25 protein-coding genes are annotated in these 22,452 nt (G+C 73.6%); 10 read left to right on the forward strand and 15 right to left on the reverse strand.

All coding sequences use genetic code 11. The features are described 5' to 3' along the window. The 3 genes from hisI to ACFP1K_RS36260 all read right to left on the reverse strand — a co-directional run. Positions 1 to 294: phosphoribosyl-AMP cyclohydrolase (gene hisI / locus ACFP1K_RS36250; RefSeq protein ID WP_380762068.1), on the reverse strand; the 294-nt coding region annotated here is incomplete at its 3' end. Then, the gene (locus tag ACFP1K_RS36255; RefSeq protein ID WP_380762070.1) at positions 284 to 1,009 is read right to left on the reverse strand and encodes a cache domain-containing protein; all 726 of its coding nucleotides are present in this window, start codon (positions 1,007 to 1,009) and stop codon (positions 284 to 286) included. The genes hisI and ACFP1K_RS36255, both read right to left, overlap by 11 nt. Before the next feature lie 5 nt (positions 1,010 to 1,014). Beyond that, positions 1,015 to 1,737 (reverse strand): FadR/GntR family transcriptional regulator, encoded by a 723-nt coding sequence (locus tag ACFP1K_RS36260; RefSeq protein WP_380762072.1) that lies wholly within the window; start codon positions 1,735 to 1,737, stop codon positions 1,015 to 1,017. Between the two features lie 92 nt (positions 1,738 to 1,829). Between ACFP1K_RS36260 and ACFP1K_RS36265 the strand changes: the two genes are divergently transcribed. The 6 genes from ACFP1K_RS36265 (at position 1,830) to ACFP1K_RS36290 (ending at position 7,224) form a co-directional block, all read left to right on the forward strand. Continuing rightward, entirely contained in the window at positions 1,830 to 2,867 is a 1,038-nt protein-coding gene (locus ACFP1K_RS36265; RefSeq protein ID WP_380762075.1) for an ABC transporter ATP-binding protein, read from the forward strand. A 23-nt stretch (positions 2,868 to 2,890) separates the two neighbouring features. Continuing rightward, positions 2,891 to 4,105 carry an ABC transporter substrate-binding protein gene (locus tag ACFP1K_RS36270; RefSeq protein ID WP_380762077.1) on the forward strand — a complete coding sequence of 405 codons (1,215 nt, stop codon included), beginning with the start codon at positions 2,891 to 2,893 and terminating at the stop codon, positions 4,103 to 4,105. Continuing rightward, positions 4,102 to 4,983, forward strand: a complete 882-nt coding sequence (locus ACFP1K_RS36275) for an ABC transporter permease (protein ID WP_380762079.1) — start codon at positions 4,102 to 4,104, stop codon at positions 4,981 to 4,983. The genes ACFP1K_RS36270 and ACFP1K_RS36275 overlap by 4 nt, the downstream gene beginning before the upstream one ends. Positions 4,984 to 5,038: 55 nt before the next feature. Beyond that, positions 5,039 to 5,845, forward strand: coding sequence for an ABC transporter permease (locus ACFP1K_RS36280; protein ID WP_380762081.1), 807 nt, complete (start codon positions 5,039 to 5,041; stop codon positions 5,843 to 5,845). A gap of 116 nt (positions 5,846 to 5,961) precedes the next feature. Then, complete coding sequence (locus ACFP1K_RS36285; RefSeq protein ID WP_380762083.1) at positions 5,962 to 6,810, forward strand: helix-turn-helix domain-containing protein; 849 nt, start codon at positions 5,962 to 5,964, stop codon at positions 6,808 to 6,810. Positions 6,811 to 6,918: 108 nt separating this feature from the next. After that, positions 6,919 to 7,224 (forward strand): hypothetical protein, encoded by a 306-nt coding sequence (locus ACFP1K_RS36290; protein WP_380762085.1) that lies wholly within the window; start codon positions 6,919 to 6,921, stop codon positions 7,222 to 7,224. Here the strand turns inward: ACFP1K_RS36290 and ACFP1K_RS36295 are convergent. From ACFP1K_RS36295 to ACFP1K_RS36305, 3 genes are all read right to left on the reverse strand, one after another. Then, the gene (locus ACFP1K_RS36295) at positions 7,221 to 8,705 is read right to left on the reverse strand and encodes an outer membrane protein assembly factor BamB family protein (RefSeq protein ID WP_380762087.1); all 1,485 of its coding nucleotides are present in this window, start codon (positions 8,703 to 8,705) and stop codon (positions 7,221 to 7,223) included. The genes ACFP1K_RS36290 and ACFP1K_RS36295 overlap by 4 nt on opposite strands. A gap of 103 nt (positions 8,706 to 8,808) precedes the next feature. Then, a complete protein-coding gene (locus ACFP1K_RS36300) occupies positions 8,809 to 10,584 on the reverse strand; it encodes an ABC transporter ATP-binding protein (protein ID WP_380762089.1) in 1,776 nt (591 codons plus the stop codon). Continuing rightward, positions 10,581 to 12,395: an ABC transporter ATP-binding protein gene (locus tag ACFP1K_RS36305; RefSeq protein WP_380762124.1), complete on the reverse strand. Its 1,815-nt coding sequence runs from the start codon at positions 12,393 to 12,395 to the stop codon at positions 10,581 to 10,583. The genes ACFP1K_RS36300 and ACFP1K_RS36305 overlap by 4 nt, the downstream gene beginning before the upstream one ends. Before the next feature lie 199 nt (positions 12,396 to 12,594). Here ACFP1K_RS36305 and ACFP1K_RS36310 point away from each other — a divergent pair, with 199 nt between their 5' ends. Both ACFP1K_RS36310 and ACFP1K_RS36315 read left to right on the forward strand, forming a co-directional pair. Beyond that, positions 12,595 to 13,230, forward strand: a complete 636-nt coding sequence (locus tag ACFP1K_RS36310) for a TIGR03085 family metal-binding protein (protein WP_380762091.1) — start codon at positions 12,595 to 12,597, stop codon at positions 13,228 to 13,230. A 197-nt stretch (positions 13,231 to 13,427) separates the two neighbouring features. Beyond that, the gene (locus ACFP1K_RS36315) at positions 13,428 to 13,589 is read left to right on the forward strand and encodes a hypothetical protein (protein WP_380762092.1); all 162 of its coding nucleotides are present in this window, start codon (positions 13,428 to 13,430) and stop codon (positions 13,587 to 13,589) included. Between the two features lie 21 nt (positions 13,590 to 13,610). On the opposite strand, the gene hisF is transcribed toward ACFP1K_RS36315, so the two are convergent. The 8 genes from hisF to hisD form a co-directional block, all read right to left on the reverse strand. After that, a complete protein-coding gene (gene hisF, locus ACFP1K_RS36320; RefSeq protein ID WP_380762094.1) occupies positions 13,611 to 14,381 on the reverse strand; it encodes an imidazole glycerol phosphate synthase subunit HisF in 771 nt (256 codons plus the stop codon). Positions 14,382 to 14,436: 55 nt separating this feature from the next. Then, entirely contained in the window at positions 14,437 to 15,159 is a 723-nt protein-coding gene (priA, locus tag ACFP1K_RS36325; RefSeq protein WP_380762096.1) for a bifunctional 1-(5-phosphoribosyl)-5-((5-phosphoribosylamino)methylideneamino)imidazole-4-carboxamide isomerase/phosphoribosylanthranilate isomerase PriA, read from the reverse strand. 3 nt (positions 15,160 to 15,162) lie between these two features. Further along, positions 15,163 to 15,501, reverse strand: a complete 339-nt coding sequence (locus ACFP1K_RS36330) for a hypothetical protein (RefSeq protein WP_380762098.1) — start codon at positions 15,499 to 15,501, stop codon at positions 15,163 to 15,165. A gap of 91 nt (positions 15,502 to 15,592) precedes the next feature. Further along, entirely contained in the window at positions 15,593 to 16,228 is a 636-nt protein-coding gene (hisH, locus tag ACFP1K_RS36335) for an imidazole glycerol phosphate synthase subunit HisH (protein ID WP_380762100.1), read from the reverse strand. Next, on the reverse strand, positions 16,225 to 16,380 hold the full coding sequence (locus ACFP1K_RS36340) for a hypothetical protein (RefSeq protein ID WP_380762102.1): 156 nt from the start codon (positions 16,378 to 16,380) through the stop codon (positions 16,225 to 16,227). Before ACFP1K_RS36340 ends, hisH begins: the two co-directional genes overlap by 4 nt. Then, positions 16,377 to 16,997: an imidazoleglycerol-phosphate dehydratase HisB gene (gene hisB / locus ACFP1K_RS36345; RefSeq protein ID WP_380762104.1), complete on the reverse strand. Its 621-nt coding sequence runs from the start codon at positions 16,995 to 16,997 to the stop codon at positions 16,377 to 16,379. The genes ACFP1K_RS36340 and hisB overlap by 4 nt, the downstream gene beginning before the upstream one ends. Beyond that, on the reverse strand, positions 16,994 to 18,154 hold the full coding sequence (locus tag ACFP1K_RS36350; protein ID WP_380762106.1) for a histidinol-phosphate transaminase: 1,161 nt from the start codon (positions 18,152 to 18,154) through the stop codon (positions 16,994 to 16,996). Before ACFP1K_RS36350 ends, hisB begins: the two co-directional genes overlap by 4 nt. Then, positions 18,151 to 19,455, reverse strand: a complete 1,305-nt coding sequence (hisD, locus tag ACFP1K_RS36355; RefSeq protein WP_380762108.1) for a histidinol dehydrogenase — start codon at positions 19,453 to 19,455, stop codon at positions 18,151 to 18,153. Before hisD ends, ACFP1K_RS36350 begins: the two co-directional genes overlap by 4 nt. Positions 19,456 to 19,555: 100 nt before the next feature. On the opposite strand from hisD, the gene ybaK reads away from it, so the two are divergent. Beyond that, on the forward strand, positions 19,556 to 20,056 hold the full coding sequence (ybaK, locus tag ACFP1K_RS36360) for a Cys-tRNA(Pro) deacylase (protein ID WP_380762110.1): 501 nt from the start codon (positions 19,556 to 19,558) through the stop codon (positions 20,054 to 20,056). Positions 20,057 to 20,336: 280 nt separating this feature from the next. Further along, complete coding sequence (locus ACFP1K_RS36365) at positions 20,337 to 21,737, forward strand: amidase (protein WP_380762112.1); 1,401 nt, start codon at positions 20,337 to 20,339, stop codon at positions 21,735 to 21,737. Here ACFP1K_RS36365 and ACFP1K_RS36370 read toward each other — a convergent pair. Further along, positions 21,734 to 22,429: a hypothetical protein gene (locus tag ACFP1K_RS36370; protein WP_380762114.1), complete on the reverse strand. Its 696-nt coding sequence runs from the start codon at positions 22,427 to 22,429 to the stop codon at positions 21,734 to 21,736. The genes ACFP1K_RS36365 and ACFP1K_RS36370 overlap by 4 nt on opposite strands. Between the last annotated feature and the right edge of the window lie 23 nt (positions 22,430 to 22,452).

The following is a 22,452-nucleotide window of genomic DNA, read 5'->3' on the forward strand; positions in this document are numbered from 1 at the left end:
GTGGCAGGCGGGGCCGGATTGGTGGACTTTTAGGAGGATTGTGTCGCCGTCGCAGTCTAGGGCGGCTTGGTGGACGTGTTGGGTGTTGCCGGAGGTTTCGCCTTTGACCCAGTAGGCGTTGCGGCTGCGGGACCAGTAGGTGGCGCGGCCTGTGGTGAGGGTGCGGTGGAGGGCCTCGTCGTTCATCCAGGCGAGCATCAGGACTTCGCCGGTGTCGTATTGCTGGACTATGGCGGGGACCAGGCCTTGGGGGTCGCGCTTCAGGCGGGCGGCGATGTCGGGGTCAAGAGGCATGTGGTAATTCTGCCGCAACCAGGCGCAGGGGCAGGTCACCGCAGGGGTGTGCCGTGTAACCGGGGGCGCCGCGGTAGATCGAACCGGAGAGCCATTTGGGGGTGGTGGAGGCGACGACGCGGCCTGAGGCGTTGGTCAGGAAGGCGGGGGCGGGGATGCGGCGGAGCAACGGGATCACGGCGGTCTCGAAGGCGCGGACGAAGACGTCGGCCGCCGCCACACCGATGAAGGCGCCCTCGACCAGCACCGGGACGGCCAGGGTGAGGCTGTACTCGTCGGTGCACAGGTAGTCGACGTAGGGGCCGCAGACGGTGCGCTCGGCCCCGGAGTACGGGCCGGCGAACCAGTCCCAGTGGGTGTAGTCGTAGAACGCGCTGCTGGTGGGGTCCAGGTCGCGCAGGAGCTGGGCGGGCGGGCCGTCGGGGGTGTCCTGCCACCATTCGAGGTACCAGGGGGCGTCGGCCAGCAGGCCGGGGGCGGCGATGAAGCCGATGCCGGCGACCAGGGCGCCCAGGTGGCCGAACAGCAGGGGACGCAGGGCGGCCAGGTCGGCGACGGCGGGGGCGCGCCCGCCGCGCCGGGCCGTGAGGATCAGGCCGGCCGCGGCGACGCGGACCTCGCGCAGGGCGTCGAACACCCGCTCGGCGGTGTCGCTGACCGCCCGGCACGCGTGGGTGACGGCCGCCCGCGCCTCGTCACCAACCTCAGTGATCATGGTCCTCACGTGTCGAGGAGCCGCAGCTCGATGAGGTGCTCGACGGCGTCGAGCACATGACGCTCGGCCAGGTCGCGCGCGCCGTCCGCGTCGCCCCGCTGGACGGCCGACGCGATGGCGCGGTGCTGTGCCACCGCCTCATCGTGCCCGGCCGCCCCGCCGCGCGGAAGCCACAGAAGTGGTCCGATGTCGGCCTGTAACCGGATCTCTTCCTGGGTGAGGCGCGCCGACTGGGACGCGGCCGCCACCTCGACGTGGAACCGCCCCTCGACCCGCCCGCGCCGCGCCCCGGTGGCCGTCGCCATCTCGCTCACCGACCGCCACAGCGGTGCGAGGTCCTCGGGCAGCGAGCGCCGCGCCGCCAGCCGGGCCGCGGCCCCGGCGACGGCGGCGTAGTGGTCGCCGATGTCGCGCAGCTCCGCGGCCGAGAACGCGCGCAGCCGCAGCCGGAACGCCTCGCCGGACGGATCCGGCGGCACCCGGACGAAGCTGCCGCCGCCGCGCCCCCGGCGGGTCTCCACCAGGTCGCGCTGCCGCAGGGCCATCAGCGCCTCGCGCAGGGTGACGGTGGACACGCCGAGGCGGGCGGCGAGCTCGGCCTCACTGGGCAGCTGCTCGCCGTCCACCAGCAGGCCGAGGGCGATCGCGTCGGTGAGGCGGCGCACCACGGCGTCCACGCGGGCGGTGCTGTCGACCGGGGCGAACACGGCCAGGTGAGCGGTGTTCATGCCTGCTGCCGTCTCCTTCGCCGCGGTGATTTACCACAGTGATACCGGATCGTGCATCAGCGCGAAACATTTAACCCCATATGTTTTCCGTCATGCCAGATGCGAACCCGGCGGTACGGCTGCGTGCCCTGCGCAAGAACTTCGGCGCGGTCGAGGCCGTCGCGGGCGTGGACCTCGACATCGCCGACGGGGAGTTCTTCGCCATGCTCGGCCCCTCGGGGTCGGGCAAGACCACCGTGCTGCGGATGATCGCGGGCTTCGAGTCCCCCACCGCCGGCACGGTGGAGCTCGGCGGCCGGGACGTCACCCGCCTCGCGCCGTTCCAGCGGGACGTCAACACCGTCTTCCAGGACTACGCCCTGTTCCCCCACATGGACGTGCTCGGCAACGTGGAGTACGGCCTGCGGGTGAAGAAGGTCGGCAGGTCCGAACGGCGGGAGCGCGCCGCCGAGGCGCTGCGGTCGGTCCGCCTGGAGGGGTTCGAGCGGCGGCGCCCGGCCCAGCTGTCCGGCGGCCAGCGCCAGCGCGTCGCCCTGGCCAGGGCGCTGGTCAACCGGCCGCGCGTGCTGCTGCTCGACGAGCCGCTCGGCGCCCTGGACCTTAAGCTGCGCGAGGAGATGCAGGTCGAGCTGAAGCAGATCCAGCGCGAGGTCGGCATCACGTTCCTGTTCGTCACGCACGACCAGGAGGAGGCGCTGACGATGAGCGACCGGATCGCGGTGTTCGACCGGGGCCGCGTCGAGCAGGTCGGCACGCCCGCCGAGGTCTACGAGCGGCCCGCGACGCCGTTCGTGGCGGCCTTCGTCGGCACCTCCAACCTCATCTCCGGCGCGGCCGCCGCGGCCGTGCTCGGCAGGGACGGCACCTACAGCGTGCGTCCGGAGAAGCTGCGCCTGCTGCTCGACGTGGACGCGCCGGCCGCTCCCGGGCACCACAGCGCCACCGGCACGGTCGCCGAGGTCGTGTACGCGGGCGCGGCCACCCGCTTCGTGGTGGACCTGGACGCGGGCGGGCGCCTGGTGGCGCTGCAGCAGAACCTGGAGACCTCCTCGATGGAGGTCACCGCGCTGCGCGGGCGCCGGGTCCGGCTCGACTGGGACCGCCGCCACGAGTTCGCCGTCGCGTCCTGACCCTCTCAGCAAGGAGAACAACCATGCGGTCCTCCCGACTCGTGATCGCCGCGGCCGCCCTCGCGCTGGCCGCCACCGCCTGCGGTGGCGGCGGTTCGACCGGCGGCGCCACCGGCGGCTCGGCCGCCCCCGGCCAGACCGGCTTCGTGCCACCCAAGATCGAGCCCCTGAAGGCCCTCGGCTCCGGCGAGGGCCAGGTCAACCTGGTCGCCTGGGCCGGGTACGCCGAGGACGGCTCCAACGACCCGAAGGTCGACTGGGTGCACCCGTTCGAGCAGGCCACCGGCTGCAAGGTCAACACCAAGACCGCGGGCACCTCCGACGAGATGGTGAACCTGATGCGGACCGGCGAGTACGACTCGGTGTCCGCCTCCGGCGACGCGTCGCTGCGCCTCATCGCGGCCGGCACGGTAGCGCCGGTGAACACCGATCTGATCCCCAGCTACGCCAAGGTCTTCGAGGGCCTGAAGCTCAAGCCGTGGAACTCGGTCGGCGGGGTGCCCTACGGCGTGCCGCACGGCCGGGGCGCCAACCTGCTGATGTGGCGCACCGACAAGGTCAGCCCGGCGCCGGACTCCTGGAGCGTGGTGTTCGACCCGGCCTCGCCGTACAAGGGGAACCTGACGGCGTACGACTCCCCCATCTACATCGCCGACGCGGCGCTGTACCTGATGGCGACCAAGCCGGAGCTCGGCATCAAGGACCCCTACGCGCTGGACGACAAGCAGTTCCAGGCGTCGGTCGACCTGCTCAAGCAGCAGAAGCAGAACATCGGCGAGTACTGGTCGGACTACACCAAGTCGGTGCAGTCGTTCAAGAGCGGCGACACGGTGGCGGGCACGACCTGGCAGGTGATCGCCAACCTGCTCACCGCCGACAAGGCGCCGGTCGAGGTGACCCTGCCCAAGGAGGGCTCGACCGGATGGTCGGACACCTGGATGGTCGCCGCCAAGGCGCCGCACCCCACCTGCGCCTACAAGTGGATGGACTGGATCATCTCCCCTAAGGTCAACGCCCAGGTGGCCGAGTGGTTCGGTGAGGCGCCGTCCAACTCCGAGGCGTGCGCGCTGACCGCCGACAAGGGCTTCTGCGACACCTTCCACGCCACCGACGAGGCCTACTTCGCCAAGGTGCACTTCTGGACCACCCCGATCGCCCAGTGCCTGGACGGCCGCACCGACGTGAAGTGCAAGGACTACTCCGAGTGGACCAGGGCGTGGACGGAGATCAAGGGGTGACCACGACCGCACAGGGGGCGCCGCCGGCGTCCCCTGCCGGGGGTGTGCGGCGGCGGGTCGCGGCGGGGCTGCACCGGCACGCGGGGCTGCGGCTGTCGCTGCTGCTGTCGGCCCCGCTCGCCTGGCTGGGGGTGGCCTACCTCGGCGCCCTGGCGGCGCTGTTCGTCACCGCGTTCTGGGGCACCGACCCGTTCACCGGCGAGCTGGTCCGGGTGTTCACCTGGGCCAACTTCCGTGACCTGGTGACCGGCGAGGTGTACAGGACGATCGCGCTGCGCTCGGTGGGGGTGGCCGCGGCGGTCACGCTCATCGACCTGGTGGTCGCGTTCCCGATGGCGTTCGCGATGGCCAAGCTGGCCTCGCCGCGGGCGCAGCGGTGGCTGGTCATCGCGGTGCTCACCCCGCTGTGGGCTTCCTACCTGGTCAAGGCGTACGCCTGGCGGGTGATGCTGGGGGCGGAGGGGCTGCTCGGCTGGGGGTACGGGCTCACCGCGACCGTGCTGACCCTGGCGTACCTGTGGCTGCCGTACATGATCCTGCCGATCTACGCCGGGCTGGAGCGGCTGCCGGGGTCCATGCTGGACGCGGCGGCCGACCTCGGGGCGCGGGGCGGGCGGGTCTTCCGCACGGTGGTGTGGCCGCTGGCGTTCCCCGCGGTGGTGGCGGGCTCGGTGTTCACGTTCTCGCTGTCGCTCGGGGACTACATCGCCGTGAAGATCGTCGGCGGGAAGAGCCAGCTGATCGGGAACGTGGTGTACGACAACATCGGCGCCGCCAACAACCTGCCGTTCGCCGCGGCCGTGGCGACGGTGCCCGTGCTGATCATGCTCGGGTACCTCGCCGCCGCCCGCCGCACCGGAGCACTGGAGAACCTGTGACCCGCTCCCCCGCCACCCCGGCGCGGGCCCGCCGCGAGGCCCGCCGGAGGACCGTGTGAACCTGTCCCCCGCCGCCAGGTTCGCGTTGCGCGCGGCCCTCGCCCTCGGGCTCGTGGTGATCTACCTGCCGCTGGCCGTGGTGCTGCTGAACTCCTTCAACGCCGACCGCACCTTCGCCTGGCCGCCCACGGGCCTCACCACCCGGTGGTGGGGAGTGGCGTGGCGGTCGGCGGGGCTGCGCGAGGCGCTGTGGACGTCGGTCCAGGCGGGCCTCGGCGCCACGGCCATCGCCCTGGTGCTCGGCACGATGGCGGCGTTCGCGGTGCAGCGGTACCGCTTCTTCGGCCGCCAGACGGTGTCGCTGCTGCTCGTGCTGCCCATCGCGCTGCCCGGCATCGTGACCGGCATCGCGCTCAACAACGCGTTCCGCGCCGTGCTGGAGCCGTTCGGGGTGGGTCTCGGCCTGTTCACCGTCATCGTGGGGCACGCGACGTTCTGCGTGGTCACGGTGCACAACAACGTGCTGGCCCGGCTGCGGCGCACCGGGACCTCGCTGGAGGAGGCCTCGGCCGACCTCGGCGCCGATCCGTTCACCACGTTCCGGCTGGTGACGTTCCCCATGATGCGTTCGGCACTGCTGGCGGGCGGGCTGCTGTCGTTCGCGCTGTCCTTCGACGAGATCATCGTGACGACGTTCACGGCGGGCGCCGGGGTGCGCACCCTGCCGATCTGGATCTTCGAGAACCTGTTCAGGCCCAACCAGGCGCCGGTGGTCAACGTGGTGGCCGCCGCCCTGATCCTGCTGTCGGTGGTGCCGATCTGGCTGGCGCAGCGCCTCTCGGGGACCGCGAGCGCGCATTGACCGGCGGGAGTCACGAGACGCAACAATCCGCAACACGCGGGAAGTGCGAGCATCCCTCGCACTAACGTCGGCAGGGACGGTGGACACCCCACCACGCCTACCGAACAGGTGGACGCATGCCCCCCACTCGCATCACCGAGGCCAAAGGCATCCTGGCCGCCCGGCTGCGCGAGATCCGCAGCGACGCCGGGATGACCGCCCGCAGCCTCGCGGCCGAGGCCGGCTGGCACTTCTCCAAGGTCTCCAAGATCGAGCACGCGGTGCAGATGCCGGCCGAGAACGACATCAGGACCTGGTGCCGGGTCTGTGACGCCGAGGAGTACGTGGTGGACCTGATAGCGGCGGTCCGCAACATCGATTCGATGTACACCGAATGGCGGCGGCTGGAGAGCACCGGGCTGCGGCACGTGCAGGAGTCGTTCCAGCGGCTCTACCAGGACACCAGGCAGTTCCGGGTGTTCCAGCACTCCGCGGTGCCCGGGCTGCTGCAGACGCCGGGGTACGCCCGCGCCCACCTGCGGGCGATCATCGACTTCCGCGGCATCCCCGACGACCTGCGGTCGGCGGTGGCGGCCCGGCTCGCGCAGCAGGACGTGCTGCGGGCGGGCGGCAAGCGGTTCATGTTCGTCATCGGTGAGCAGGCGCTGCGCACGCGGGTGTGCGAGGGCGACGAGATGGCGGAGCAACTGGAAAAGCTGGCCGAGCTGACGACCAACATGCCGCAACTCAGCTTCGGCGTGATCCCGTCGGCCACGCCGCCGCCGATCATGCCTCCGGAGAACTTCTGGATCTATGACGACAATCAAGTCAGAGTGGACACAGTACCCGGGCAGTTCCGGATCAAGGCCCCCAGCGACGTGGCGCTGTACGAGAAGGCGTTCACCGCGCTGGCCGGAGTGGCGGTGTACGGCGCGGCCGCGCGCGACCTCATCGACGCGGCGGCGCGAGCGGTGCGAGGAACATGACGCAACATCGTTGATCGTGCGGACCGTACCCGTTTAGCGTCGCGGGCGACGCGGCGGGGCGGGCCGAATATCAGGAGTTCGTAGGACTTGCGACTGACGGAGCCTCTCATGACGACCATGGACGGCGTCGCCACCGCGGCAGCCCGCCATTTACACCTGCTCGGCGACCACCTGCAGACCCGTGACCTGCACACCCGGGTCGGTTCCACGCACAGCGGCCTCCCCCAGCTGATCCTGGTCCGGACCGCGGTGCCCACCCTGTCGGAGATCGTCTACGCGGCCGAGCGCGCCGGGACCTGGTGGTTCTGGTGGTCCTGGGCCGAGCCCATCGCCCCGGTCACCGACCTGACCACCGCCATCACCCGCATCCACCGCCTGTTCGCCTCCGGCGCCCGCAGGCGCCGCCCGGCCTAGGGCCGTCCGGTGGCGGCGTCCAGCGCGTACAGGTTGAAGTCGTCGCTGCCCACGTAGACGCGGCCGAGCGCCACCGCCGGGCTGGACCGCACGATGTCGCCCGTGCGGTGGCTCCAGCGTTCCTCGCCGGTCGCGGCGTCCAGCGCGTACACCTTGTAGTCGTCGCTGCCGGCGTACACCACGCCGCCCGCCACCGCCGGGCCGGACACGACGGGCCCGCCGGTGGGGTGGATCCATCGCTCGTCGCCGGTCGCGGCGTCCAGCGCGTACACCCTGCCGTCCCCGCTCCCCACGTAGACGAGGCCCCCCGCCACCGCCGGGCCGGAGTCGACGCCCCCGCCGGCCGCGCCGACCTCATGGCGCCAGCGCGGGCCGCCGGTCACGGCGTCCAGGGCGTACACCACGCCGTCGTGGCTCGCCGCGTAGAGGACGCCGTCCGCCACCACCGGGCCGGACACGACGTCGTTGCCTGTTGAGCCGAACCAGCGCTGGGCGCCGGTCGCGGCGTCCAGCGCGTACACCTTGTCGTCGTTGCTTCCCACGTAGACGAGGCCACCCGCCACCGCCGGGCTGGAGTAGACGGCGTCGCCCGTGGGGAAGGCCCAGCGCTCCTTCCCGTCGGCGGCGTCCAGCGCGTACAGCTTTCCGTCGGCGCTGCCGGCGTAGACCACGCCGCCCGCCACCACCGGGCCGGACACGACGTCCCCGCCGGTGGGGTGGGCCCAGCGCTCCATCCCGTCGGCGGCGTCCAGCGCGTAGACCTTGTCGTCGTAACAGCCGACGTAGACGACGCCGCCCGCCACCGCCGGCCTGGACTCCACGACGTCGCCCGCGCGGTGGCTCCAGCGTTCCTCGCCGGTCGCGGCGTCCAGCGCGCGCACCATGCCGTCGTAGCCGCCGACGTAGACGACACCGCCGGCCACCACCGGGCTGGCCTGGCGGAAGACGCCGCCGGTCTTGTGGACCCACCCGGCGACGCGGCGCGGCGTCCCGGAGGGACCGGGGGACGGCGTCCCGGGAGAAGCGCGGAGCGGTGTCGCGGACGAGCCGGGCGCCGGGGGTGCCGGAGCGGGGGCCGCGCGGCGCGGAAGAGGGCGCGGCCCCAGGTCGGCCGCCGGCAGGACGGCGGCGGCGATGAGGACGGCACCGGCCAGCAGGGACGCCCGGCGCCCGCGGTGCGGGCCGGAGGGAGGCGAGAGGCGACCGGGCAGGCCGCCGGCGGTCTCGGCCGGGACGGGATCGTCGTGCGGGCCGGACGGCGGCACCGGGGTGGGCACGGTGGTCCTGGCGGGGGCGCCGTGGCCGGCGCGGGCCCAGGCGATCACCGCCGCGGCCAGGGGCAGCAGGGAGATCAGCTGGGCCAGGCCGGCCGCGGTCTCCAGGCCCCGGGTGCCGAGGACCAGCCCCAACCCCGCCACGACCGCGAACAAGGCCAGCCCGGCGGCCGGCCAGCGACCGCCGCGCCACCGTTTCGGGTCCACGCCTTCATTGTGGTGGGGGTGCACGCTGTGTGGCGGGGACGTGACCGGATCGATAAATCAGGTCTTATCCCCACCGGCCCGGATGGTTCCCGGCGCGGCGGGGCTAGGAGGTCTTCGAGGAGGAGCTCCAGGAGGCGTACAGGTCGGCGTAGACGCCTTCCGCGGCGGCCAGGGCCGCATGGGGGCCGCGCTGGACCACGCGGCCGTGTTCGAAGACGAGGATCTCGTCGGCGGCCTCGGCGGTGCTCAGGCGGTGGGCGATGGAGACGGCGGTGCGGCCGCGGGTCACGCCGTCCAGGGCGCGGGCCAGGCGGACCTCGGTGGCGGGGTCGACGGCGGAGGTGGCCTCGTCCAGCAGGAGGAGGTCGGGGTCGGCCAGGTAGGCGCGGGCCAGGGCGACGAGCTGGCGCTCACCGGCTGAGAGGGACTCGCCGCGCTGGCCGACGGGGGTGGCGAGCCCGGCGGCGAGGCCGGCGACCCAGTCGGACAGGCCGAGCTCGTCCAGGGCCGCGGTGATCTGGTCGTCGGAGGCGCCGGGGCGGCCGTAGCGGATGTTGTCCGCCAGCGTGCCGTCGAACAGGAAGCCGTCCTGGGGGACCATGACGATGCGGTCGCGCAGCGACGAGAAGCGGATCTCGCGCAGGTCCACGCCGTCGACGAGCACCCGGCCCTCGGTGGGGTCCATCAGGCGGGTGAGCAGCTTGGCGAAGGTCGTCTTGCCCGACCCGGTCTCCCCCACCACCGCGATCCGGGTGCGCGGCGCGATGTCCAGCGACACCTCGTGCAGCACGGGCGGCCCGCCGGGGTAGGCGAACCCGACGTCCTGGAAGGACACGGTGATCGGGCCGCGCGGCAGCACCACACCGTCCGGGCCGGGGTCGGCCACGTCGGCCGGGGTGTCCAGCACGCCGAGCACCCGGCGCCAGCCCGCGACGGCGTTCTGCGCGTCGTTGAGCACCTCGGTGGCGGTCTGCAGGGGGCTGATGAACAGCGTGATCAGGAACAGGAACGCGACCAGGCGGCCCGCCGACAGCTCCCCGCCCACGCCGAGCCCGACGCCGATCACCACGACCCCGGCGATCGCCACCGCGCCCACCAGCTCGGTGATCGGGAAGGTGAACGCGATGATCTTCTGGGCGCGGGTCTGCGCGGCCCGGTGCGCGTCCACGGCCTCGTCGATGCGCCGCGCGGTGCGGTCCTCCGAGCCGTACGCCCGGATCACCGCGCTGCCCACCACCGACTCGCTGATCGCGCCCAGCATGTCGCCGGCCCGTTCGCGCACCCGGGTGTAGGCCCGGGCCACCCAGCGCTGGAACCGCGGCAGCGCGACCAGCAGCGGGATGAAGCAGGCCCAGACGACCAGGGTGAGCTGCCAGGAGTACACGGCCATCAGCACGCTGGCGATGAACAGCTGGCCGACGGACACGATCACCATCAGCCCGCCCCACTGCATGAACGTGCTGATCTGGTCGACGTCGCCGGTGATCCTGGAGACCAGCGCGCCGCGCCGCTCGGTGTTCTGCGTGAGCACCGACAGGTCGTGCACGTGCCGGAAGCCCTTGCCCCGCAGGCCGGCGAGCCCCGACTCGGTGGAGCGGTACAGCCGGACGTTCATCAAGTAGCCGCACAGCGCGGTCAGCATCACCGCCACCGCGCACAGCACCACGGCGTCGCGGATGAACGGGATGTCGGGCGCCCCGCCCTTCAGGCCCCGGTCGATGACCTGCTGGACGGCGACCGGCACGATGATCTTGCCGACGGTGGCCAGCACGGCCAGCAGCAGCGTCACCGGCAGCCCCACCCGGAACTCCGGGGACAGCTCGAGCCCGCGCCGCAGCGTGCCGAGCGCCGAGCGGTCCTCCACGCGCAGCGTCGTCACGCCGAGACCTCCTCGCCGGCCAGGTCGTCCATGTCGCGTACGTCCTCCCCGAGCGCCGCGCGCTCGGCCTCCTCGCGTTCGTAGGCCGTGACCAGGTCGCGGTACCCCGCGCAGCGCAGCAGCAGCCGCTCGTGGGTGCCCTGGTCGGCCACCTTGCCGTGTTCCAGGTAGACCACCTCGTCGGCCAGCGCGATGGTGGCCATCCGGTAGGCGACCACCACCACCGTGGACCCGGCGGAGCCGTCCCGCAGCCCGCGAAGGATGCGGCCCTCCACCTGGGCGTCCACGCTGGAGGTGGCGTCGTCCAGGATGAGCAGCCGCGGGTCGCGCACCAGTGCCCTGGCCAGCGCCAGCCGTTGCCGCTGCCCGCCGGACAGGGTGGCGCCGCGCTCGCCGATCCTGGTGTCCAGGCCCTTCGGCAGGGCGCTGACGAAGCCCTCGGCCTGGGCGAGCCGCAGCGCGGCCCAGATCCGCTCGTCGGGCACCGCGCCGTCGGCGGTGCCGAGCGTCAGGTTGCCGCGCACGGTGTCGTCGAACAGGAAGGTCTGCTGCGGCACCAGCGCCGCGGTGGCGCTCACCTCGCCGCGGGCCAGCTCGCGCAGGTCCGTGCCGTCCAGCAGCACCTGCCCGCCGTCGGGGTCGATCAGCCGGACGAGCAGCTGGGTGAGCGTGGACTTGCCGGACCCGGTGGGGCCGACGACGGCGACCGTGCGGCCGGGCTGGATCTCGAAGCTCACGTCCGACAGCACCGGCACGCCCGGCGTGTAGCCGTACCGCAGGTCGCGCACCTCGACCCGGGCGGCGCCCTGGCCGCCGAGGCGGGCCGCGCCGTGCTCCATGGAGCCGGTGGCCGACAGCACCGCGCGCACCCGCGTCCAGCCGACCACGCTGCGCGGCAGCTCGGCCAGCACCCAGCCGAGCGCGCGGATCGGGAAGGCCAGCAGGGTGAACAGGTAGGCCACCTGGATCAGCTCGCCCGCCGAGACGTCGCCCGCCGACAGCCGCAGCGACCCGAAGACGAGCACGGCAAGCACGCCGAGCGTGGGCAGGGCCTCCAGCAGCGGGTCGAACATGCCGCGGATCCTGCCGACGGCGATGTTGGCGTCGCGCAGCAGGTCGGCCTTGGCCTGGAAGCGCGCGGCTTCGGCGTCCTCGCGGCCGAGGGTCTTGACCACCAGCGCGCCGTCGAAGCTCTCGTGCGCGATCTCGCTCACCTCGGCGCGCAGCTGCTGCGCCCTCATCACCAGCGGGGAGAGCCTGCGCTGATAGACGAGGTTCAGCGCCGCGATGGCCGGGAAGATCAGGAAGCCGATCAGCGCCAGCACCGGGTCGACCAGCACGATCGCGGCGGCGGCGGTCACCAGCATCACCACCACCCCGACCGCCATGGGCAGCGGGGCCAGCGGGGCCCAGGCCGCCTCGGCGTCGGAACCCGCGTTGGACAGCAGCTGCCCGGTGGGGTGGCGGTGGTGCCAGGCGAGCGGCAGGCGCAGGTACTGGCGGGTGACCTCGCGGCGGGAGCGGGCCTGCATGCGGTACTGCATGATGCCGGCGAGCACCCGGCGGGCGATGACGCCGCCGGCCTTCAGCACGGAGACGCCGACGATCAGCAGGGCGGCGGTCGTCAGCGCGGCGGCGGTGGCGTGGTCGTCGCGGAAGGCGGGGAGCACGGCGTTCTCGGTCGCCCAGCCGAGGGCCCACGACGAGCCGACGGTCATGACGCCGTAGACGGCGCTGCCGAGGACCGCGCCGGCGAAGATGCGGGGCTCGGAGCGCACGGCGTGGCCGATGACGCGGAGGCCCTGGCGCATGACGGTCGGCTGATGCTCGGGCTCGGTCGGCACGCGGGGGATCCTTTCGTCGGGACGACCGGTCTTGCGGGCCTTTGGAGGAAACGGCCTGCCTCAATCCCTATCATTCGCTGCAAACGGTTTATTCCCGTCTCCGAACGTGCCGTATCGCCACGACCTGCTCACCAGCCCTTCCGGGCCGGAGAGATAGGATGATCAGGTGACGTACGCAGGCGCCGAACGCGCCGCACTCTCCGACCTTCTCGACGACCTCGGCCCGGACGCCCCCACCCTGTGCGAGGGGTGGACCACCGCCGACCTCGCCGCCCACATCGTGCTGCGCGAGCACCGTCCCGACGCGGCGGGCGGGATCGTGATCAAGCCCCTCGCAGGGTACACCCGGTCGGTGCAGGACAAGATCAAGAAGGGCCGGGCCTGGCCCGCGCTGGTGGGCTCGGTCCGGCAGGGCCCGCCGCGGTGGTCGCCGTACCGCCTGCCCGTCCTGGAGTCGCTGGTCAACCACCTGGAGCTGTTCGTCCACCACGAGGACGTCCGGCGGGCCCAGCCCGGCTGGGAGCCGCGCGAGCTGCCCGCCGGGCAGGAGGAGGACATCTGGAAGCGGGTGTCCGGTGGCGCGCGGCTGATGCTGCGCCGCTCCCCCGTCGGCATCGTGCTCCGCCACACCGACGGCCGCACGGCGGGCGCCGTCTCGGGCACCGGCCCCCGGGTGACCGTCACCGGCGATCCCGCGGAGCTGCTGATGTTCGCCTTCGGGCGGCAGGACCACGCCCGCGTCGCCTACGAGGGTGACGAGACCTCCATCGCCAAGGCCCGTTCGGCCACGCTCGGCCTGTGATTCGGCCCGCCCGGAACCCTGGTGGGCCGCCACCCGTTCAGTAAGGCGGTATGGCGGGATAAATCCCGTCATTACCCAACTGAATCGGTCACGCCTCCAATATGATCACTGGAGGCGCGGGCCACCCGTTTCCCGAGGTGGGCGCGCCGCCGCCGGGGGAAACAGCATGCCGGCGGACCCCCACGAAAGGCACTGCGATGAAGACCAGAAAGGTACTCGTGTACCTGGCCGTCGCCTTCGCGGTCTTCTACCTCTACTCCCGCCCGGCCGAGGCGGCCACCGCCGTCCGCGGCATCATGGACGGCATCGTCAACGGGGCGGGGCAGCTCGCGACGTTCTTCTCGCAGCTGCTCGGCTGACCCGCCCCGCGCGGCCCCGCGTCAGCGGACCGGATGGCCCGCCCGGCGGAGGGTGGCCTTGACGTCGCCGATGGTGAGGCGGCGGAAGTGGAAGACGCTGGCCGCGAGGACGGCGTCGGCGCCCGCCTCGACCGCCGGGGGGAAGTCGTCGAGCTCCCCGGCGCCGCCGCTGGCGATGACGGGCACGGTGACGGCCTTGCGCACCGCGCGGATCATCTCCAGGTCGTAGCCGCCCTGGGTGCCGTCGCCGTCCATGGAGTTCAGCAGGATCTCGCCCACGCCGTACTCCTGGCCCCGGCGGGCCCACTCGACCGCGTCGATGCCGGTGCCGCGCCGCCCGCCGTGCGTGGTGACCTCGAACCCCGAGGGCGTGGGCGGGCCGTCCACCACCCGCCGCGCGTCCACCGACAGCACCACGCACTGGGCGCCGAACCGCAGGGACGCCTCGGTGAGCAGCTCGGGCCGGGCGATGGCGGCGGTGTTCAGCGACACCTTGTCCGCCCCGGCGCGCAGCAGGCGGTCCACGTCGGCGACGGTACGCACCCCGCCGCCCACGGTGAGCGGGATGAAGACCTGCTCGGCGGTGCGGCGCACCACGTCGACCATGGTGCCCCGGTCGCCGGAGGACGCCGTGATGTCGAGGAACGTCAGCTCGTCCGCGCCCTCGGCGTCGTAGCGCCGCGCCAGCTCCACCGGGTCGCCCGCGTCCCGGAGGTTCTCGAAGTTCACGCCCTTGACCACCCGCCCGGCGTCCACGTCCAGGCAGGGGATCACGCGCACGGCCACGGTCATGCGGGCCGTCCTTCCCGCCCGGCCCCGCCGGCCGCCCGGCGCGTGGTCCCGGGCGTCACGACCGCACCGCCGCGAGGGCCTCGGGGAGGGTGAACGCCTGCGCGTAGAGGGCCTTGCCGACGATGGCGCCCTCGACGCCCTCGGGGACCAGGCCCGCCAGGGCGCGCAGGTCGTCCAGGGAGGAGACGCCGCCGCTGGCGATGACCGGCTTGTCGGTGCGGGCGCACACCTGGCGCAGCAGGTCGATGTTGGGGCCGCGCAGCGTGCCGTCCTTGGTGACGTCGGTGAGGACGTAGCGGGGGCAGCCGTCGGCCTCCAGGCGGTCCAGCACCTCCCACAGGTCGCCGCCCTCGCGGGTCCAGCCGCGGGCGGCCAGCGTGGTGCCGCGCACGTCCAGCCCGACGGCGATGCGGTCGCCGTACTCAGCGATGATCTTGGCGCACCAGGAGGGGTCCTCCAGCGCGGCCGTGCCGATGTTGACCCGGCGGCACCCGGTGGCGAGGGCCGCCTCCAGCGACGCGTCGTCGCGGATGCCGCCCGACAGCTCGACCTGGACGTCCAGCGCGTCCACCACCGAGGCGAGCAGCTCGCGGTTGGACCCCCGGCCGAAGGCGGCGTCCAGGTCGACCAGATGGACCCACTCGGCGCCCGCGTCCTGCCAGGCCAGCGCGGCGGCCAGCGGATCGCCGTAGGACGTCTCCGTCCCCGCCTCGCCCTGCACCAGCCTGACGGCCTGGCCGTCCGCGACGTCCACCGCGGGCAACAGCACCAGCGACATGTTCTACGACCTCCGGTCGAATGCGACGGTGACCAGCACCGGGAACAGCAACAACGACAGCACCAGCACGCCGAGTCGCGCCGCCCACCCACTGAGCAGCAGCCACGCTCCGGCCTGTACCAGCACGAACAGCAGCACCATGACGGCGTTCTGCGCCCGGCGGCGCCGGGCGAGCACCCCGCCCTGGCGGGCCACGCGGATCGGCCGCGGCACCAGCGCCGCGAGGCGCCCGCGCCGTTCCCGCCACCGCGCCCGCCGCGCCTCCCGCTCGGCACGCAGCGACGCCTGCCGCGCCCGCTCGGCCTCCCGCTCGGCGCGGCGGCGTGCCCGCTCCTTGCTCATGCGCCTAAGGGGCGGCGGGCGGCCGCACCCGGGGAACGCCCGGCGGCCGGGCTCGCGGGCCGGGCGGCCATGTCCGGGAGACGGCCGGCGGTCACAGCGTCGCCAGCCAGTTCTTCAGCAGGACGGCGCCGGCGTCGCCGGACTTCTCCGGGTGGAACTGGGTGGCCATCAGCGGGCCGTTCTCGACGGCGGCGACGAACGGCACGCCGTGCTCGGCCCAGGTGACCAGGGGCTGCCGGAAGCCGTCCCCCGCCTGGAGCTCCCACTTGCGCACGCCGTAGGAGTGCACGAAGTAGAACCGGGTGGCCGGGTCGAGGCCCTCGAACAGCACCGAGCCCTCGGGCGGCTGGACGGTGTTCCAGCCCATGTGCGGCAGCACCGGGGCGTCCAGCCGCTCCACGACGCCGGGCCACTCGCCGCAGCCCTCGTCGCGCTCGCCGTCCGCGCCGTGCTCGGCTCCCTCGGCGAAAAGGATCTGCATGCCGACGCAGATGCCGAGCACCGGACGGCCGCCGGCCAGGCGGCGTCCGATGATCTGGTCGCCGCGCACCGCGCGCAGCCCGGCCATGCAGGCGCCGAACGCGCCGACACCGGGCACGACCAGGCCCTCGGCGTCCAGCGCGGCGTCGAAGTCGGCGGTCACGGTGACCTCGGCGCCCGCCCGGGCCAGCGCCCGCTCGGCGGACCGCAGGTTCCCCGAGCCGTAGTCCAGGACGACGATGTTCACCACCACAACACCCCCGCGCCGATGGCCATGGCGGCGCCGACGCCGAGGACCACCGCACCGATCTTGATGCCCTGCTTGAGGAACGAGACGACCCCGCCGATGAGGAACAGCCCGACGAAGATCATCGCGGGTGCGGTCCAGTTGGAGCTCACAGCACCCCCTTGGTGCTCGGCACGCCGGTCGCGCGCGGGTCGCGCTCGCTGGCGGCCCGCAGCGCGCGGGCCAGCGCCTTGAACTGCGCCTCCACGATGTGGTGGGCGTTGCGGCCGTACGGCACCCGCACGTGCAGGCAGACGGCCGCCTGGGCGACGAACGACTCCAGGATGTGCCGGGTCAGGGTGGTGTCGTAGTCGGGCCCGATCATCGGGGCCATCGTCTCGGGCTCGCTGTGCACGAGGTAGGGGCGGCCGGACAGGTCGACGGTGACCTCGGCCAGCGCCTCGTCCAGCGGGCAGGACGCGTTGCCGAACCTGCGGATGCCGGACTTGTCGCCCAGGGCCTCCCGGAACGCCGCGCCGAGCGCCAGGGCGGTGTCCTCGATGGTGTGGTGGGCGTCGATGTGCAGGTCGCCGTCGGTCTTCACGGTCAGGTCGAACAGGCCGTGCTTGCCGAGCTGGGCCAGCATGTGGTCGAAGAACCCGACACCGGTGGACACGTCCACCCGGCCGGTGCCGTCCAGGCCGACCTCGACCAGCACCGAGGTCTCCTTGGTGGTGCGCTCGACACGGCCCGTCCTCGGCCTCGGCGCGGCTGCGGCGGGACTGGTCACTGGGTCTCCTCCAGGTCGTCGGGGCCGCCCGGGGTGCCGGGCGGGGTCGCGGGGTGCGCCGCCAGGACCGCGGCCATGGCGTGGCGGAACGCCGCCATCTCTTCGGCGGTGCCCACCGAGACGCGCAGCCACTCGGGCGGGCCGACCTCGCGGATCAGCACCCCGTGGGCCAGCAGCGCCTCCCACACGGCGCGCCGGTCGGCGAACCGGCCGAACAGCACGAAGTTGGCGTCGGAGTCCGCCACGGCCAGCCCGTGCCCGCGCAGCCACGCCACCACGGCGTCCCGCTCGGCCCGCAGGGTGTCGACCGTGCCGAGCAGCTCGGCGCGGTGCGCCAGGGCGACCCTGGCCGCGGCCTGGGTCAGCGTGGACAGGTGGTAGGGCAGGCGGACCAGCAGCAGCGCCTCGACCACCGCCGGGTCGGCGGCGAGGTAGCCGAGCCGGGTGCCGGCCATGGCGAACGCCTTGGACATGGTGCGGGTGACGATCAGCCGGGGGTTGCCGGGCAGCAGCCGCAGCGCGCTCGGCGTGCCGGTGCGGGCGAACTCGAAGTACGCCTCGTCCACCACCACCATGCCCGGGGCGGCCTTGACCACCCGCTCGATGACGTCCAGCGGCAGCGCCGTGCCGGTGGGGTTGTTCGGGCTGGTGAGGAAGACGATGTCCGGGCGGTGCTCCTCGATCGCGGCCATCGCCCGGCCGGGGTCCAGGCCGAAGTCGTCGTCGCGGGCGCCGGAGATCCAGCGGGTGGACGCCCCGGTGGTGATGATCGGGTGCATCGAGTACGACGGCTCGAAGCCCATCGCGCAGCGCCCGGGGCCGCCGAACGCCTGGAGGATCTGCTGGAGGATCTCGTTGGACCCGTTGGCCGCCCACACCTGGGCGGGCGCGATGCCGTGGCCGAGATAGGCGGCGAGATCTTCGCGCAGCGCCACGGAATCACGGTCGGGGTAGCGGTTCAGCGCGCCCGCGTGGACGCGCACCGCCTCGGCCAGGCCGTCGACCAGCGCGGCCGAGGGCGGGTAGGGGTTCTCGTTGGTGTTGAGCCGCACCGGCACGTCCAGCTGTGGCGCGCCGTACGGCGTGCGGCCGCGCAGGTCGTCGCGCAGCGGCAGGTCGTCCAGCCGGACGCGGCCCTCGGCCCCGGGGGCGCTCATCGGGTGCCCTCCGGGAAGCGGGCACGGACCGCGGCGCCGTGCGCCGGGAGGTCCTCGGCCTCCGACAACGCGTAGACGTGCGGCGCGGCCTGCGCCAGCGCGTCCCGCGTGTAGTCGACGACGTGCACGCCGCGCAGGAAGGTCTGCACCGACAGGCCCGAGGAGTGGCAGGCGCAGCCGCCGGTGGGCAGCACGTGGTTGGACCCGGCGAGGTAGTCGCCGAGGGACACCGGGGCGTACGGCCCGATGAAGATCGCGCCAGCGTTGCGCACCCGGGCGGCGACCTCGGCGGCGCCGGCCGTCTGGATCTCCAGGTGCTCGGCGGCGTAGGCGTCGGCCACCCGCAGGGCGTCGTCGATGCCGGAGACCAGCACGATCGCCGACTGCGACCCGGAGAGGGCCTCGGCGATGCGCTCGGAGTGGCGGGTGGCGGCGACCTGGCCGGGCAGTTCCTTCTCGACGGCGTCGGCCAGCCGCTCGCTCGGCGTGACCAGCACCGCGGCGGCGATCACGTCGTGCTCGGCCTGGCTGATCAGGTCGGCCGCGACGTGGGCGGGGTCGGCGGTGTCGTCCGCGATGACCATGATCTCGGTGGGCCCGGCCTCGGAGTCGATGCCGATGCGGCCCTTGAGCAGGCGCTTGGCGGCGGCCACCCAGATGTTGCCCGGCCCGGTCACCATGCTGACCGGCGGGCACTCCTCGGTGCCGTAGGCGAACATGGCCACGGCCTGCGCGCCGCCCACGGCGTACACCTCGTCCACGCCGAGCAGGGCGCAGGCGGCCAGGATGGCGGGGTGCGGCAGCCCGCCGTGCTCGGCCTGTGGCGGTGAGGTCACCGCCAGGGACGGCACGCCGGCCTCCTGGGCGGGCACGACGTTCATCACGACGCTGGAGGGATAGACGGCCCGGCCGCCCGGGACGTACAGCCCGACCCGCTCGACCGGGACCCAGCGCTCGGTGACGGTGCCACCGGGCACCACCTGGGTGGTCACGTCCGTCCTGCGCTGGTCGCGGTGGACCAGCCGGGCACGGCGGATCGACTCCTCCAGCGCGGCGCGCACGGCGGGGTCCAGCGCGTCCAGCGCGGCGGTCAGGGCGGCGGGGGGCACCCGGGTGGAGGCGAGCTCGACGCCGTCGAACCGGGCGGTGAGCTCCCGCACGGCCTCCGCTCCCCTATGGCGCACGTCGTCGCACAGCGGGCGCACGTGGGCCAGGGCGGCCTCGACGTCGAGGTCGGCTCGGGGCAGCAGGTCTCGCGGGTCGGACGGCAGTGACCCGCGCAGGTCGATACGGGTTATCACCGGACCAGTCTACGGAGGGTGGCGGGCCGTTCCCGCGTTCGTCCGCCATTCGGACGATGCCTTTACATTGTAGATTTTAATCTCGCATTAAGCTGGCGGCGTGAGCAAGACGAAGAGCAAGGGCGGCCAGAGCACCCCCGCGACCGTGGCGCTGGCCAAGGCCGGGGCCGGGTTCACCCTGCACCCCTACGACCACGACCCGAACGCGCAGGCGTACGGCGAGGAGGCCGCCGACGCGCTCGGCCTGCCGCACGACCGGATCTTCAAGACCCTGGTGGCCGAGGTCGAGACCGGCCTCGCGGTCGCGGTGGTCCCGGTGGCGGGCAAGCTCGACCTCAAGGCCCTCGCCGCGGCCCTCGGCGGCAAGCGCGCCGCCATGGCGGACGCGGCCAAGGTGGAGCGGGTCACCGGGTACGTCGTCGGCGGCATCAGCCCGCTCGGCCAGCGCAAGGCCCTGCCCACGGTGGTGGACTCCTCGGCGCTGGACTTCCCGACGATCTTCTTCTCCGCCGGACGGCGCGGCCTGCAGATCGAGGCGGCCCCGGCCGACCTGGTGCGCCTCACCCGGGCGGTGACCGCCGCCATCGGCAAGGGGGCCTGACCACCGTTGGCAACCCTTGCCGTCGCACGCCGCCGCGCCGCCCACCAGACTGGCGGGGCCCACCGCCCGGGCCGGGCCCGGCGGGCCGGCCGCGCTCGCACCGCGGCCGTGCCCGCCGGACCCGACGTATCGCCTGCGCGGCCTGGGTCACCTGTGCCGCCTGGGTCGCCTGCGCGGCCTGCGTCGCCTGTGCCGCCTGGATTGACCGCCGCCTGTGCCGCTGTGCCCCCTGTGCCCCCTGTGCCGCCTGTGTTCACCGTTCGCTGAGAGAGGTGCCCGCGTGACCGAGCCGATCCACCTGACCGCCACCGAGATGCTCGAACTGCTGCGTTCCCGGCAGATCGGCGCGGCCGAGCTGACCGAGGCGCACCTGCGGCGGATCGACGAGGTCAACGGCGCGGTCAACGCCGTCGTCACGGTGGTCGCCGACCGGGCGATGGCCGAGGCCCGCGAGCTGGACCGGGACCTGGCGCGCGGCGTGTGGCGCGGCCCGCTGCACGGCCTGCCGATCGCGTTCAAGGACCTCACCGACACCGCGGGCATCCGCACCACGTACGGCTCGCAGCTGTTCGCCGACCACGTGCCGCGCGAGGACGCCCTGGTGGTGCGGCGCGCCCGCGCGGCGGGGGCCGTCACGCTCGGCAAGACCAACACCCCCGAGTTCGGCACCGGCTCGCACACCGTGAACGAGGTGTTCGGCGCCACCCGCAACCCCTACGACCTGACCCGCAGCGCGGGCGGCAGCAGCGGCGGCGCGGCGGCGGCGCTGGCGTCCGGCATGGTGGCGCTGGCCGACGGCTCGGACATGGGCGGCTCGCTGCGCAACCCCGCGTCGTTCTGCAACGTGGTCGGGCTGCGGCCCACCCCCGGCCGGGTGCCGGACTCCTCGCGCACCGCGGCGTGGTTCACCCTCGGCGTGGCCGGGCCGATGGCCCGGACCGTCGCCGACGCCGCCCTGCTGCTGAGCGTGATCGCCGGTTTCGCGCCCACCTCGCCGTTCGCGATCCGCGAGGACGGCTCGGCGTTCGCCGGTCCCCTGGAGCCCGGCGTCGAGGGCATGCGGATCGCCTGGAGCCCCGATCTCGGCGGCCTGCCCGTGGACCCGCGCACCGCCGAGGTGACCGCCCGGGCGCCCGCCGTCCTGACCGGCCTCGGCGCCAAGGTCGAGCAGGTGGACCTCAAGCTGACCGACGCCGAGGACGCCTTCCGCGTCTACCGGGGCTGGCAGTACGCCGCCACCTACGGCGACCTGCCCTCCGACCTGCTCGGGCCCAACGTCGCGTGGAACGTCGAGCAGGGCAAGAAGGTCACCGCCGCCGACCTGGCCCGCGCCGAGAAGCTGCGCAGCCGTCTGTTCCAGAAGATGAACCGCTTCTTCGACACCTACGACCTGCTGATCGCCCCCGTCAGCCAGGTCCCGCCCTTCCCGGTCGAGGATCCGTACGTCACCGAGATCGCCGGCACCCCCATGCCCGACTACCTGGCCTGGATGCGCTCGGCGTACTGGATCAGCGTCCTGCACGCGCCCGCCGCGTCCGTGCCCTGCGGCTTCACCGCCGAGGGCTGGCCCGTGGGCGTGCAGATGATCGCCCGCCCCTTCGAGGACCTGACGGTGCTGCGCGCCGCCCACGCCTTCGAGCAGGCCACCCGCCACGGCGAGGTGCGGCCCCCGCTCGGCTAGACCGGAGGCGGCGGCGGACCGGCCGCGCCGGGAGACGCGGACGGACCGGGGGCTCCCGGCGACGCGGGCGGACCAGGTGTTCCCTGACCCGTGGACGGACCGGCCGCTCCCGGACCCGGGGGCGGGAACGCGGGGCCGTAGAAGGCGGTGGACTCCGGCGGCGGGGGCGTGCCGGACGGGGTCTCCTCGCCGGCGTAGGGCTCGCGGAGGGGGGAGTCGCGGTAGCCGTCGGCGGATTCGAGGATGCCGAAGACCGCGACGGACACCAGGGGCCAGCACAGCAGGACCCCGGCGGCGGTGACGGTGAGCACGCCCACGGTGGAGCCCACGGCGGCCGAGCCGGGGGCGGCGGCCTGGACGGTGGCCGAGTCGAGGGAGGTGCCGACGGCGAGCGCCAGGCGACCGGCCAGCAGCCCCCCGGCGGCCAGGCCGGCCAGCAGGGCCACGGGACGCCCGCGGCGGGCCAGCAGGTACGCGGTGACGCCGCACGCCAGCCCGGCGACCCCGGTGATCAGCGCGAACCAGCCGTCCGCGGCGATGAGCGCCTGGGTCATCGGGTCGGTGAGCCGTGGCCCCGACGCGGTGATGACATACGGCGTGCGGGGGGACACCACCGACCAGAGCAACCCGGCCGCCGCACCCAGCGCGGCCAGCACCCCGACCGTCAGCACGAAGTCCCGCAGATGCCGCACCCGATCACCTCGCCCCGCCGCGC

It is taken from the genome of Sphaerisporangium aureirubrum (assembly GCF_042658925.1).
Lineage (GTDB): Bacteria > Actinomycetota > Actinomycetes > Streptosporangiales > Streptosporangiaceae > Sphaerisporangium > Sphaerisporangium aureirubrum.

Excerpts from the sequence above, each read along its gene's own strand:
- ACFP1K_RS36255 (WP_380762070.1), bottom strand. The coding sequence starts at position 1,009 with ATGATCACTGAGGTTGGTGACGAGGCGCGGGCGGCCGTCACCCACGCG.
- ACFP1K_RS36260 (WP_380762072.1), bottom strand. The coding sequence starts at position 1,737 with ATGAACACCGCTCACCTGGCCGTGTTCGCCCCGGTCGACAGCACCGCC.
- ACFP1K_RS36265 (WP_380762075.1), top strand. The coding sequence starts at position 1,830 with ATGCCAGATGCGAACCCGGCGGTACGGCTGCGTGCCCTGCGCAAGAAC.
- ACFP1K_RS36270 (WP_380762077.1), top strand. The coding sequence starts at position 2,891 with ATGCGGTCCTCCCGACTCGTGATCGCCGCGGCCGCCCTCGCGCTGGCC.
- ACFP1K_RS36285 (WP_380762083.1), top strand. The coding sequence starts at position 5,962 with ATGCCCCCCACTCGCATCACCGAGGCCAAAGGCATCCTGGCCGCCCGG.
- ACFP1K_RS36290 (WP_380762085.1), top strand. The coding sequence starts at position 6,919 with ATGACGACCATGGACGGCGTCGCCACCGCGGCAGCCCGCCATTTACAC.
- ACFP1K_RS36305 (WP_380762124.1), bottom strand. The coding sequence starts at position 12,395 with ATGCGCCAGGGCCTCCGCGTCATCGGCCACGCCGTGCGCTCCGAGCCC.
- ACFP1K_RS36315 (WP_380762092.1), top strand. The coding sequence starts at position 13,428 with ATGAAGACCAGAAAGGTACTCGTGTACCTGGCCGTCGCCTTCGCGGTC.
- hisF (WP_380762094.1), bottom strand. The coding sequence starts at position 14,381 with ATGACCGTGGCCGTGCGCGTGATCCCCTGCCTGGACGTGGACGCCGGG.
- priA (WP_380762096.1), bottom strand. The coding sequence starts at position 15,159 with ATGTCGCTGGTGCTGTTGCCCGCGGTGGACGTCGCGGACGGCCAGGCC.
- ACFP1K_RS36330 (WP_380762098.1), bottom strand. The coding sequence starts at position 15,501 with ATGAGCAAGGAGCGGGCACGCCGCCGCGCCGAGCGGGAGGCCGAGCGG.
- ACFP1K_RS36350 (WP_380762106.1), bottom strand. The coding sequence starts at position 18,154 with ATGAGCGCCCCCGGGGCCGAGGGCCGCGTCCGGCTGGACGACCTGCCG.